This is a genomic window from Vibrio phycocola (genome assembly GCF_054404255.1).
The window spans coordinates 302,496-315,504 of sequence record NZ_JBTAMQ010000001.1; the positions used below are offsets into that span (position 1 = coordinate 302,496).

Genomic DNA, 13,009 nt, shown 5'->3' on the forward strand with positions numbered 1-13,009 from the left:
ACAGTAACGCAAAATTCTTCTTTTCTTTTCATCCAGTTGTGGCATATTAACACCCGTTCCACGATGTAGCGTGCATCGTATAATGGCTATTACCTCAGCCTTCCAAGCTGATGATCCGGGTTCGATTCCCGGTGCACGCTCCAAGCTTTTCCTTTCTTGTTCTAAATCCTAACTCTCTGAAATAACACTAAGTTAATTCAAATTTACTCTTTTTTGCCCTCTGATTTTTACTTTCTCACTCGATATCAGTCGTTTTATATTTAAATATAGGCATAACTTATCGGCTCGATTTTAAATACTGACTAACAACATATTGAGTATAGTAAAGCGGCATAATAATATTCTCTTTTTCTAATGCATTCGATCCCTGTGTCCCTGTTAGTTTGATTGTCTTATGAGGTTGACACTTAGTTATGTAAGACTGCAACGACTTAGCTCGCGTGCGTTTTCCGCTTTTCACTTCAATAGGAATAATCTTCCCTTCATCATTGGTTACTATAAACTCGATCTCTGCTCTAGCATCTCCCCATGAGAAGGTTGGATCTAGCCCTTGTGCTGTAAACTCCTGCTGAACAAAATTCTCTGCAATGTAGCCCTTATATTCAAAGTCTTGTTGCTTAAGTTCTTTGTAGCTGCTCCCGAGCATATGGTTGAGCAGTCCGACATCGAAGAGAAAAAGTTTAATTCTATTTTCTTTTTGATAGGCAGCTAAAGGATTACGTGGTAGGCCATCAGTGGGGTGATTTTTTAGTATTAATCGGCATTTATCTAACCAAATAATTGCAGTTTCAAAATCACTATAGCGAGATTTTCGCTCATGCACTCCTTTAAACTTAAATCGTTTTACTGACTCGTCCATAACAGAAGCAAGCTGAGATGGAACATTGTGAAACACTGATTCGATCAACCCAGCATCGACTTTGCCAGAGTACTTACCAAAATCGCGTGAGTAACCTGAAATCAGGTTTGCATGGATATTTTCTACGGCTTCAACACGCGCTAGTATGCTTTCATTTTTTAATTCAAACCAAGTACTGACAGCTTCTGGCATACCGCCAGTGAAATAATAGTCGGTTAGCTTATCGAACAATTTAGTATGGGCTGGGGCTGAGTTAGTTTGGTTTTCAAAAGCTTTAATTAATGCTGCTTCACCTGATGCGAGTAAAAATTCATAGAATGTTAACGGGCGAAGATTGAGCTGTTCAATTTTTCCTACAGGAAATGAATTCAGTAAGCCAATGTTAGAGCCACTTGCTGTTATATACATCTCAGGTGCTTTTTCAGCAAAATACTTAAGAGAGGTAACCGCTCTTGGGCATTCACCTATTTCATCCAAAATCAGTAAATCAGTGTCAGGGTTAAAGGTTTTATTTGTTAACAGTTCAATGTTTGAGAGCACATCTTGAGGCGCTAATGATCCAGAAAATGCTTCGATCATTTCTGGTGATTCAAGAAAGTCGATGCGTAGGACATTATCAAAGCTTTGGCCGAATAATCGTTGCAGAAGGTAAGTCTTACCCGTTTGCCGTGCCCCGTCTATTAGCATAGGTTTACGCGTTCTCTGGGCTTTCCATTCCATTAATTTTTTTATGCGGAATCTTTGCATCTTTATCTCTCATGTCATCAACTACTCTTATTACACTTTAATGCGCATTAAAATGCAATTTAAATCATTTTTATGCGCGTAAAAATGTATATTTTAAACTTTTTAATGCGCATTAAAATGACTAATTGTTCTGTATGATAGTGGAGATCTCGCTTGTATGTTGATGTGATAAAATCAAATTTTAACCACCCTGACTTTGGTCAGATAGACTATTCCGATGCTTGTACATCGATTAGAGTGGTTCCCAAGAAATGTAGGGAGTGGATGGTGCACTTCGAAAAGCTAGGTGAGTGATTTACCTTAATTGAAATTGTTTCCTTAACATCCCCAAAATTGTACTCATAAGGTCCATGAATGAAACAGAAAAGACTCAAAGAACAGCTATATTTTATCGGTGATATACATGCTCAGCATAATAAACTGGTCACCTTATTACGGCACATTGACTTTGATCGTAACAACTCGAATTCGTCGGTAAAAAGTGGGCAATTGGTGTTTGTTGGCGATCTGATCGATAGTGTACCAGGCTGTGATGGTGATCATTTAGCTTTACTTAACCAAGTAGAAGAATTAGTAAATAGCAATCATGCTTTTTGTTTATTGGGAAATCATGAACTAAATGCTATTGGTTGGGCGACGGAAATAGAACAAGGTAAGTGGGCTCGTCCACATACGGAAAATAATAGAAAACAACATCGTGGTTTTTTAGATGCTGTTAAAGAAGGCTCAGATGAACATGCACGTTGGATTACTTGGTTTAAGTCACTACCTTTGTTTCTTGATTTTGAAGAAGTAAAAACGATTCATGCTTGTTGGGATGAACAAGCAATCGACCGTCTAAAACTCTACCTAAATCCTGATAACAGTATAAAAGAAGCGCATTGGTTGGATGCTTTTGATGAGAATCATGAGCTATTTTCATTGTGTGAAACATTACTAAAAGGACCTGAGCGAAAGGTTGATAAGCCGTTTAAAGATAAAACAGGAAAAACACGCACCCATAAACGAATAGAGTGGTGGGATGATTCAGCATATGAAGAGTCAGCTACTCCTTGTATCATTGGGCATTACACGTTATCCGGGCCTCCCAAAGTGTTATCTGAAAAAGTAGTGTGTGTAGATTTTAACGCAGCAAAAGGGGATAACCCTTTAGTGTGTTATCAGTTCGATTTAGAATCGTCAAAGACACCTTTCAAAGCTAAAAATTTCAATTTTTATTACTCAAGATGAATTCAGGTAAGCGATTTCAGCCACACCATGACCTTTTCAGTGACTTGTTTTACCACTTCAATTTTAAATTCTTTTGGATATCTTGTACTGCGCATAAGCACCTCCCTATTAGTCATTTTGTCTAACTAAAAGGTGCCTATTAAGTTGGTGGCTATTCAGTTCTTCCAGATGTCGGATTTCTCATGTCCTTGGTGGAAACGAAGCTTAGGTATAAACAAATTATCTTAAGCAACACAGTTCGAACCGATTAAAGTTGTTGTAGGTGTAATCAACGATATCTATCTCATAAACGAGCAACGCGTCAATTAAGTTTGTCTTGAGCCTGAAATTTAAGTTCACGCTCTGCGATATGAGACAATAGAAGATAAGCAGATCCTATCAGGCCACCCATCGAGTCACCATATCGACTTCGATTAAAGTATAAAAACTGATTATTTTTAACCGCAAAGAGGTTTTTCCATTGTACTGAATTACGGAATTGTTTTGTATCCTCTCTGGTATCTAACAAAGGTTCGTAAGTATCGATAATAATATCAGCATCCATGTCGCTAATACGCTCTAAACTATAGTTAATGCCTTTTTTCGCATTTGAATAACCAGTAGGTCGGCTCAATCCCATATCGGCAATTACTTCATCTAACCCACCACGGCCAATTAGTTGGAAATTATCTTCGTAGATTTCTAATGTAGTGACTGTAATTTTATTATAGTCGGGTACCAAGCGTTTAAATTCACTAATGATCCAATCATATTCTGCTTTTTTATCGTTAAATTCGTTCGATTTTCCAACTAAATCGGCAAGCTGGCGAGCCCATTCTTTTATCGGCTTGTCTTTGGTAGGAAGAATGACAGTCGGAGCAATGTTAGAAAGTTTGGCTTTCAGTTTATCCTGATAATAAAGACCAACAATTAAATCAGGATCCGATAGAGAAATCGCTTCTTCATCGGGTGATTTATGACTGCCTACATACATTAAACCTTCCGTATTAAAACGATGCTGTACTCCTCTAAAGTAAGGATCAGACCAAAGTTTTTTACGGCCTACCGAACCACATGGTTGAACACCCAGTTCAAACAACTGAATCGTTAAGCTAAAATCGTGCAGTGACACAACACATTGAGGTTGTGTAGGCACTTCTATGCTACCAAACTTATTTTCAAAAGTGCGTGTTTCAGTCGCTTGTAAATTTATACTCGTTAAGCCAAGCATGCCAATTAAAACAGAATTTACCATCGAAGATATTTTCATTTTTATTTCCTTTTGGGGTTTACGATTTGCGTAATCCACTCATCAACATAATAAAATAAGGAGCACCAACTAGTACTAACACCAAACCAGCAGGTAACTGAAGCGGTGCAAAAACGGTTCGGCCCAATGTATCGCCCAATACGACTAAACATGCGCCAATGAGAGCTGATAACGGTATTAATGCGCCATGGCGATCAGCACAAAAGAGGCGCGCAATATGGGGGGCAATTAACCCAACAAAAGTTAATGTTCCGGCAGTTGCAACAGAAGAAGAGGTTAATGCGACACTCAATAATAATAAAATAGGGATTATTTTTCGGTTATTAACACCACGAGAAAATGCTACTTTATCGCCCAACACCAACAGGTTCAATGGTCTAAAACACATCCATGATAAGCCACCAGAGACCACTAACCACATCAGCATCACATCAACCTCTAACCAAGTAACTTGATGCAGACTTCCACCAAGCCACATCAATGCAGATTCAACGAGTTCAATATCACCATAAGTAATCAACATTTCTGAACAGGCACTTAACATGGATGTTATCCCAACTCCGATCAGTATTAATCGAATAGGAGAGTAGCCAGAGTAGGAAGCTAATGACCAAATACAAGCAGCCACCACAAAGCCGCCCATCATGGCACTCACCGGCAACCAAAGCACGGGGATAGTCCCTGGTATTATCATCACAAAAATCAACATCGTTAAGTTGGCACCAGCCTCTACACCGATTAGACCGGGTGATGCTAGTGCATTGCGCGTGATTGACTGTAAAATAACACCGGCAATAGCCAGTGCTGCACCACACAGTGCACCAGCTAGCAAACGAGGTAAACGAAATTCCCAAATCACACGGGCTAACTTAACCGGTTGCGATTCAGGCGAAAAAATAATATGCCAACTTTGAAGAAAACCGAATTGATAGCTTCCTGTTGCAGCTCCCCAAAGGAGCATGCAAAGTAAAAGCACGCTAAAAAAAACGAACCAAACCAAATCATTATAACGGGCATGAAAACAGGTCCCAGGGAATGGTTTTATACGCAAAAAACCGGGAGAAAAACGAACTTTACTCACTTCATTTTCCTTAGCACAAGTGCGATAAATACAGGCGCGCCAACAAATGCTGTGATAATACCGGTATTAATTTCATAAGGGCGAAACACCACGCGAGCAGCAATATCTGAAACAATTAATAATAAAGCGCCAAGCAACAAAGCGTAGAGAAACAACCAGATATAATTATTTTTCACTAACAATCGAGCAATGTGCGGCACCACTAAACCAATGAAACCAATAGGACCTGCAACGGCGACAACAGACCCCGACAAGATAACCACGAGGGTTAAACCTGTTATTTTTAGCAATAAAACATTAACGCCTAACCCTTCTGCAACTCGGGAACCTAAATGAAGGGCATTTAATGAGCGGACAATTACAAAGCTAGCCACCATTGCACCGAGGATATAAGGATAAACCCAATGTAGTTTATCCAAGTCAGACGCTCCAATAGCGCCTGTTAACCAGTGACGTAATTTATCTAAACCCTGTTGGTCAATCAGCAATAAAATTGCCGTCATTGCAGAAAACATAGCGGTTACAGCCACACCAGCGAGTACCAATCGCTCCGTGTTTTGTTCCCAACCACTTAACAAAATAACAATGAAAGCGGCAGCAGCAGCACCAAGAAAAGCAAAAAGAGGTAAATAATGTGGCCCGAACATAGGCAAAAATAATGTACTCGCCACCACAAAAAAGGCTGCACCGCTATTAATACCTAATAGGCCAGGGTCGGCAAGTGGATTACTACTGATTGCTTGCATAATAACGCCAGCTAACGCCAATGCGGCCCCTACGGCCAATGAGACAATTAACCTCGCTTGACGGCTTTCTCTTATGATTGCATGATCTGAGTTTAAAGGATCATACGCCACTAATGCCTGCCATATAGTTGTCCAATCGATACTTTTAGCGCCTAAACTCAGGTGCCAGAATGAAGCAATCACGACAGTCAATAACAGCAGGATAGCACCGCATAATTTAATAATAGGAAAACGAGGTTCAGCATGATCTTCACGTAGACATTGCAATATCATATTAACGCTCTTGATTGGTATAATTAGCCGCAACATCGTCGATGTTATGCATAGTGCTGTGATTAAAATCAACTACTGGCAGGGCTAAAGGCGTGCCAAGAAAAGGGTCCGTGATAATATTGGCATCAAGGTTAAATACTGCTTTTAAGTTATCTTTGGTGAAAACATCTTGTACCTTGCCTTGCGTGTATATTTCTCCTTCTTTCATCATCACGAGGTGATCAGAGTAAGTGGCCGCTTGATTCAGATCGTGCAGGACAGCAATAATTGTTTTGCCTTTCGATTTAAGTGATGCAATTAAATTCATCAATTCTACTTGATGAGATACATCTAAATAGGTCGTGGGTTCATCTAATAATAAAATAGGTGTATCTTGTGCAAGCGTCATTGCTATCCAACAACGCTGTCGCTGTCCGCCAGAAAGTTGTTCCAATGGTAAATCTAAATAATCGCCGACTTTTGTCACTTCAATGGCATCGTTAACCGCGGTTTCATCTGACGCTGACCATTGCTTCCACCAACTTTGCCAAGGGAAACGCCCTTGCATAATCAGTTCGCGTGAAGTTAAGCCTGAAGGTGTTGTAGCCACTTGAGGAAGTAAAGCAAGTTGTCGAGCGACTTCTTTGCGCTTGAGTGTTAATAAGTTGGATTCATTAAGATGAATGATACCGTTGCTAGGCTTTAATAATCCAGAAATGCAGTGTAATAAGGTACTTTTGCCACACCCATTGGCTCCCATTAAAGTAATAAAGCCCCCTTCACCAAAGGTTAGATTTATCTCCTTTAAGACCTGCTTTTTTCTATAACCTGCATTGAGATGTTCAATAACTAACATTCAAATTTCCATCTAGTATAAATAAAAAATCGGCGCTACTTTAAGGTAGCGCCGTAATGGTATATATAATACTTTAAGGCCAATAGTTGGTGTTAATATTCTAAACGTACTGTTGTGTAGATAGTGCGAGGGTCACCTTGGCTAACTCGGAAAGTATTACTACCGCTGGCAGTGTAGTACGTTTTATCAGCTAGGTTTTTTATTCCGGCATTTAGACGAAGTTTCATTTCATTTCCTAATGGTACGTAATACCAAACAGCAGCATCATAAACGGCATAACTAGGTAGTGCGAATGTATTCGCATCATTACCAAATCGCTTACTGACATATTCCCCGCCTAACCCAAAGCCTAATCCAGTTAAATTGCCATTTTGAAATTCATATGAACCCCAAATACGTGCTTTATTATCAGGAATATTGGTTGGAGTATTGCCATCATTACTTTCAGAACTTGCCTTGATGATTTGAGCATCAAGATATGAATATGAAGCGAGGACATTTAATCCATCAAAAAACTTCATTGTTGCACTAACATCAACACCGTTAGTTTCTGTTTTTCCATTGAGCACCGTGTTTAAATTGCCATCAACACTTGCAACGTTCTTACGCTCTAAGCTATAAGCAGAAAGACTAACACGCAATTCATCATCAAGCAGGCTAGATTTTATGCCCGCTTCAAATTGTTTGGCTGTTTCAGGAGAAAAATCTCCACTGTACACTCCTTCCGTTACCGATGGGAAGTTAGGTGTAAATGACTCAGCATAAGAGGTATAAACAGACACTTCATCGGATACATCATATAATGCGCCAAACTGTGTACTCAGATTATCGTTCGAACTATCAATGTCGACAGGTTCAGGATCAGAAACTTCTGAGTAAAGAATGCTATTACTGGTTGTGTAATAGGTCGTACTTTCCCCTTTAATTTCATATACATCGTAACGTAAACCAGCAAGAATATTTAACTTGTCAGTTACTCTAGTTAAGTTCTGAATAGACAATCCAAGTTCATTAGTTCTTGTGTCACTGTTACTAATATCGGTTCCTTCGAGCTTAGTATTAGAGGCATGTACAGAATCATTGATATTGATAGCATCTAGATACACTACGGTATTGCCACCAAAGTCCGAAAATGCAAGTCCGTCAGTTTCGTCTATTTTCTGACTATGGAAATTTCCTCCGACATATAATGTATTATCAAAACCGCCAAGCTCGTAATTCCCAACAAGACTATCAGATAAGAAAAAATCACTCAGAGTTTGGTCGTTAAAATCAACGCGACGCGATAACAATCCATTACTTGCTTGGGTAGTGCCAGTTAAATTACCACCCAATGCAGCGAATATAATGCTCGTAGTGTCACCGTAATCATCAATACTTCCGCTGCTAAAGCCCGTTATAGCGCGAGTTTGATAGTCATTAAGATCTTTTTCGTAGTAGCCAATTTTAAATTTATTTGTCCATCCGCTATCAAACTCAAAATCCCAATCAAGCTGAATCAAAGTATCTGAACTTTCTCGAATATCAAATTCACTGTTAAATGCGCTTTCTGACGGATCAAAAATAGTATAATTACCATTACCATCGTTTATAGCAACCGTACCACGGTCAATTGGTAACTCTTGTTCAGAGTAGCTAAGGCGTAATGTAAAAATATTTTTATCATTAGGGATATAGGTTAGAGAAGGGGCAATTGTGAAAGCATTACGCTCTTGGTCAAAAGTGCCACTTTCTGTATTCACTTTACGGTAAGTTTCAGAGTCTTCACCGCTAACAATAACACGATATTGTAATTTATCGGACAAAGAACCAGTACTGTCTAATGTTAGTTTTTGTTTACCATATTCATCGAGATCAACCTGAATGGAGTGAGCACTATCTGCTTGTGGTTTTTTTGTCACTACATTAACCATTCCCCCAGGGCTCACCTGACCATGTAAAATAGATGCAGGACCAAGCACAACTTCTACATTTTCAATATTATCAACATCTATATTATAACGAGAGCTAACAGGGCTTCCGTCAATAAAGAGATATTCATTATCAATACCTCGAATATTAACTTCTGTTTCCACACCGCCAAAGCCATCTGATCGGGTCACTGCAGCAGAGTTTGATAAAACATCGTTTAGATTTTGTGCATTTTGGTCAAGTATTAACTGTTCAGGAATTACCTGAACAGTACGAGGGATTTCATTAATATCTGTCGTAAAACCTGTTGCAGATTCTGCTTCAAAAAATTCATAACGACTTAATTCAGTACCTTGGACAACATAGGTATCTATTTCTTCAGTTGTGATATCTGCAGCTATTGCGATAGGAGTCATTAGAGACAATATCGAAGTACCTAATATGTGAATTTTCATCTCCCGGCCTATTTTGAGAGACAATATTGTGAGCTTCATGTCTATGAGTTCCTTTAGTGTGATTTACAGAAATAACAAGTAATATCCAAGAAATCACGAATCTTAATGGAAGTTATTCTCGTTTACAATGGGTAGTGAGAATTATTACTATTAATGGGGTGTTTTATTGATTAGATTCACAGTAGACGTAAAATTCAAATTAATAGAGCAGTAAAACTTAGTTTTTTACTTTTCACTTAGCCTATTTTGACAACAAAACGGCTTCGTTTTCAGCGTCTTTCTCACGTAAAAAGATCAGTGATTAAGTATTGTAATAATATGGGCTGTACAGTAGGGTAGGTGAATGGTACGAGTATTGTTCAACAATTCGTAGTTAACAAAATTTACTCTTTTGTTATTAATTTCTAAAAAATGAATCGGTATATATTGCAAAAAGTAATGACTTAATTTTCCTTCCAAGCTTTCAGGCCATTTTCTCCATCCCATGTTTGAGTCAAGCTAGTAAATGATGCTCGTTTAGCTTTCGACGTTCGTTTTGCCGTGCCAATCGACAATACTCCTAAAATACTATCTTCTTTTTTAAGACAAAGTAGTTGGCGCAAGTCATCATCGGCTTCTGCTGTATGCCAAATTCCGGCAAAGCCAAGCGCATGGGCTGCTAGCAAAATATGTTCACAAGCTGCACCGCCAGCAAGTTGTTGATCTAATATGGAAACACGATGATCTAACGTAAGATCAGAGCACACAAACACCATCATTGGTGTCGCTATTATCTCTTCTACAAAAGCTGCGATATTTTCACTAGACATCACTGTAGCGTATTTTTTTTGTGCAAGTATCGACAAGTCTCGGATGCCTTGATCTTGTACTACAATAAATCGCCATGGCTTCAAATTACCATGGTCAGGTACGGACATCGCAGCTTGTAGTAACGTTTCAATTTGAGCTTGATTCGGCGCTGGTTTAATTAGGTTGCATCTTGCATAGGAGCGACGGTTTATTAAAGCATCGATAGCATCCATCAGTGATATTTCCCCTCATTTATTCCTATAAGTTATTGAATCTATTTAAGCGGTCTTCACTTTACAATAGGGGCTTGAAAAAGTGAATCCGTGTTTACATCAAACGTATTAATACACCCGTCTTCCAATTTATAAACTCTGTCAGCTGCATCGAAGTAACGGTCATCATGACTAATTGCAATAATCGTTTTATCAGCCGCTTTCAATTCAGGTAAAATTTCTCGATAGAAAATATCTCGAAAGACTGGGTCTTGATCTGCAGCCCACTCGTCCAATAAAAGTACTTGCCGATCCTCCATATACATTAAGAGCAACGCCAAACGCTTACGTTGTCCTTGAGATAAAGACTTGGTAGATAGTCGTCCTTCTTCAATACTTACTTTGTGATTTATCGCTAAGCGTTTTAAATAGTAATTTACTCGATTTTTAAAATGAACATTTCTATCGTCAGAGTCATACACATGTGAATCTGCTTTATAACCACCATCTAATACATCATCAAATAAGAAAAAGTTAGAGAAGATGGTTGAAAAGCAACTACGGTGATTTGATGCGTTCTCACGAGTGACAACTTCTCCGTTAAGTTTCACACAGCCTTCTTCAGGTGAATACAAACCCGTAAGCAACTTAGCTAATGTCGATTTACCACTTCCATTACCACCTACAATAAAGATTAATTCGCCTCGTTTTAATTGAAAGTTAATTGGCCCAAGGTGAAACCCTAATTCTTCTCCTTCTGAAGGATACTGATAGCAAGCATTAACAAGTTGCAGTGACTCAAAAAAAACCTCTTTGACAGGAGCTACGGAATTATCATCAGAGATACTGGCATCAGCTAGCATCAATTTATCAATCGCTTTCAATGCAACTGAGCCTCGAATAACTGAAGGTATAGCGCCAAGAATCATCGCGATGGGAGTACGTAAAAACATGCTTGTTAATACATACCCAACAATGACATCCTGTGTTATCGATTCTTGTGTCACCCCTAAGAAAAATACTAGGCCAATCAAACTGAAAACTAATACAGTGGTCCAGTTTAAATTAACTGCCCATAATACATCTGCTTTTACTGCTGCATCTAGCGCACCTTTAGCGGCAGGCTCGAAACGTTGTTCAAACAAATGATGCCGCCGAGGTTGACTTAACCCTAATTCATTACGGCCCTCTATCACTGCTTCATATTGCTCAAAAAGGCGTTCATCAAATTTACGCACATCATCCATCAAAGTTTTAGTACGCCCCACCAACTTTAAGTCAGCCCAAACGCCTACAGCCACTATTATTAAAGTAATAAGGAATAATAAAGGAGAAAGCCATGCTAAATAACTAATACCAGCTAATAACAAAAGGCTGTTATAAAACGAAACAGGTAGCTGCTTAGTCGCATTAGCTATCATAGGTACATCTCTAGTTAATACGTTATATAAAGCTGGGCCTCCCAACGTTTCCTGACGTTCTAGAGGTGTATTAAGAATTCGTCTGATAAGTTGCAACCGCAGCTGGTACACCATACGATGCCCTAAACCCACTAACAAAATTTGAGACCACACACCACTAACAAACAAAACAACGACTATCGCCACATAAGCCATAACAGAATATGTTAAAGACTCGATACCATGTTCCAGAGTGTAATTAATTCCACCAATAATCATCACACCGGCTACCGCACTTACAGCACTAGCGACAATAGCTAATAACATGGTACGTCGAGATTGTACCAGCAACTGTGTAATCATTTTCACTTCATGTTCCTTTTCTATATCAAAACAAATGTATCAAGGCGGTTGTGGAATACATCATTATTTATCGACAAGCTAGTTACATTTTAATCAACGAGACTGTAATATTATTTTTAATAAAACGAGGTGACCTTAGCATTCAAATTAAACAAAAACGAACCACAGTTAAAACTATCAAAAGCTGAAATTATCGAGTTCTGTCGCTAGGAACTGAATAGCCACCAAGTCAATAGGCACTCGTTAGTCGTCTTTCGTATTTCTTCTCATACTCTACAGGCGACAATTGATTATTGGAACCATGCCAGCGTTGTACGTTGTAGAACATTTCAATATATACAAAGATATCCATACGAGCAGCTTCCCGTGTAGAGTAGATTTCCCGTTTAACTCTTTCCCTTTTCAGCGACTTGTTTTACCACTTCAATTTTAAATTCTTTTGGATATCTTTTACTGCGCATAAGCACCTCCCAATTAGTCATTTTGTCTAACTAAAAGGTGCCTATTAAGTTGGTGGCTATTCATTTCTCTGTATCATCACTCCGACAATAAAGGGTCAACGTAGGTTGACTTATTGACCCATAGCAAGTTACTGTTCTGCTTCCTTTGGATATCGACTTTAAACGATACATTTACTGATCATAAAAAAGTGATTTTGTTAAATGTTTGGGAACTGGTGAAAAGCCAGGCTGCCCCCGCAACGGTACAACATTGTGTGATAACAATTGTTTAGCCCGGATACCAAACCATTGGATGATACTGGCTGCATTCGCTAGTACCGTGGTGTTGCGGAGGGCTTCACCGGATGGCTAAAAAGATGTAACGTTTATTCTGTACCACTCATAGTCACTCTCCTCCC

Annotated in this window: 9 protein-coding genes, 1 tRNA gene, 2 pseudogenes and 1 riboswitch; of the genes and pseudogenes, 2 read left to right on the plus strand and 10 right to left on the minus strand. The window is 38.9% G+C overall.

Annotation, left to right across the window (positions count from 1 at the left end; genetic code table 11):
* Positions 1-68 precede the first annotated feature (68 nt).
* Positions 69-143 (plus strand) — tRNA-Gly (locus ACXJY6_RS01485).
* 134 nt (positions 144-277) lie between these two features.
* Here ACXJY6_RS01485 and ACXJY6_RS01490 read toward each other — a convergent pair.
* Positions 278-1,606 carry an ATP-binding protein gene (locus tag ACXJY6_RS01490; RefSeq protein WP_458767021.1) on the minus strand — a complete coding sequence of 443 codons (1,329 nt, stop codon included), beginning with the start codon at positions 1,604-1,606 and terminating at the stop codon, positions 278-280.
* Between the two features lie 354 nt (positions 1,607-1,960).
* On the opposite strand from ACXJY6_RS01490, the gene ACXJY6_RS01495 reads away from it, so the two are divergent.
* Positions 1,961-2,836: a metallophosphoesterase gene (locus ACXJY6_RS01495; protein ID WP_458767022.1), complete on the plus strand. Its 876-nt coding sequence runs from the start codon at positions 1,961-1,963 to the stop codon at positions 2,834-2,836.
* Positions 2,837-2,845: 9 nt separating this feature from the next.
* Here ACXJY6_RS01495 and ACXJY6_RS01500 read toward each other — a convergent pair.
* The 9 genes and pseudogenes from ACXJY6_RS01500 to ACXJY6_RS01540 form a co-directional block, all read right to left on the minus strand.
* Positions 2,846-2,931 (minus strand): annotated as a pseudogene (locus ACXJY6_RS01500) (transposase); the annotation flags it as partial.
* 206 nt (positions 2,932-3,137) lie between these two features.
* Positions 3,138-4,085 carry an ABC transporter substrate-binding protein gene (locus tag ACXJY6_RS01505; RefSeq protein ID WP_458767023.1) on the minus strand — a complete coding sequence of 316 codons (948 nt, stop codon included), beginning with the start codon at positions 4,083-4,085 and terminating at the stop codon, positions 3,138-3,140.
* 19 nt (positions 4,086-4,104) lie between these two features.
* Complete coding sequence (locus ACXJY6_RS01510) at positions 4,105-5,166, minus strand: FecCD family ABC transporter permease (protein ID WP_458767025.1); 1,062 nt, start codon at positions 5,164-5,166, stop codon at positions 4,105-4,107.
* Complete coding sequence (locus ACXJY6_RS01515; protein ID WP_458767027.1) at positions 5,163-6,185, minus strand: FecCD family ABC transporter permease; 1,023 nt, start codon at positions 6,183-6,185, stop codon at positions 5,163-5,165. Before ACXJY6_RS01515 ends, ACXJY6_RS01510 begins: the two co-directional genes overlap by 4 nt.
* A 1-nt stretch (position 6,186) precedes the next feature.
* On the minus strand, positions 6,187-7,020 hold the full coding sequence (locus ACXJY6_RS01520; RefSeq protein WP_458767029.1) for an ABC transporter ATP-binding protein: 834 nt from the start codon (positions 7,018-7,020) through the stop codon (positions 6,187-6,189).
* A gap of 92 nt (positions 7,021-7,112) precedes the next feature.
* Complete coding sequence (locus ACXJY6_RS01525; RefSeq protein WP_458767031.1) at positions 7,113-9,425, minus strand: TonB-dependent siderophore receptor; 2,313 nt, start codon at positions 9,423-9,425, stop codon at positions 7,113-7,115.
* A gap of 404 nt (positions 9,426-9,829) precedes the next feature.
* Positions 9,830-10,408 carry a nitroreductase family protein gene (locus ACXJY6_RS01530; protein ID WP_458767033.1) on the minus strand — a complete coding sequence of 193 codons (579 nt, stop codon included), beginning with the start codon at positions 10,406-10,408 and terminating at the stop codon, positions 9,830-9,832.
* Positions 10,409-10,464: 56 nt separating this feature from the next.
* Positions 10,465-12,150 carry a cyclic peptide export ABC transporter gene (locus tag ACXJY6_RS01535; RefSeq protein ID WP_458767419.1) on the minus strand — a complete coding sequence of 562 codons (1,686 nt, stop codon included), beginning with the start codon at positions 12,148-12,150 and terminating at the stop codon, positions 10,465-10,467.
* A gap of 229 nt (positions 12,151-12,379) precedes the next feature.
* A pseudogene (locus ACXJY6_RS01540) lies at positions 12,380-12,556 on the minus strand (IS3 family transposase); the annotation flags it as partial.
* A 225-nt stretch (positions 12,557-12,781) separates the two neighbouring features.
* Positions 12,782-12,914: riboswitch (cobalamin riboswitch) on the plus strand.
* The last annotated feature ends 95 nt before the right edge of the window (positions 12,915-13,009 follow it).

Coding starts and splice junctions, on each gene's coding strand:
- ACXJY6_RS01490 (WP_458767021.1), bottom strand. CDS start 1,606: ATGCAAAGATTCCGCATAAAAAAATTAATGGAATGGAAAGCCCAGAGA.
- ACXJY6_RS01495 (WP_458767022.1), top strand. CDS start 1,961: ATGAAACAGAAAAGACTCAAAGAACAGCTATATTTTATCGGTGATATA.
- ACXJY6_RS01505 (WP_458767023.1), bottom strand. CDS start 4,085: ATGAAAATATCTTCGATGGTAAATTCTGTTTTAATTGGCATGCTTGGC.
- ACXJY6_RS01515 (WP_458767027.1), bottom strand. CDS start 6,185: ATGATATTGCAATGTCTACGTGAAGATCATGCTGAACCTCGTTTTCCT.
- ACXJY6_RS01520 (WP_458767029.1), bottom strand. CDS start 7,020: ATGTTAGTTATTGAACATCTCAATGCAGGTTATAGAAAAAAGCAGGTC.
- ACXJY6_RS01525 (WP_458767031.1), bottom strand. CDS start 9,425: ATGAAGCTCACAATATTGTCTCTCAAAATAGGCCGGGAGATGAAAATT.
- ACXJY6_RS01530 (WP_458767033.1), bottom strand. CDS start 10,408: ATGGATGCTATCGATGCTTTAATAAACCGTCGCTCCTATGCAAGATGC.
- ACXJY6_RS01535 (WP_458767419.1), bottom strand. CDS start 12,150: ATGATTACACAGTTGCTGGTACAATCTCGACGTACCATGTTATTAGCT.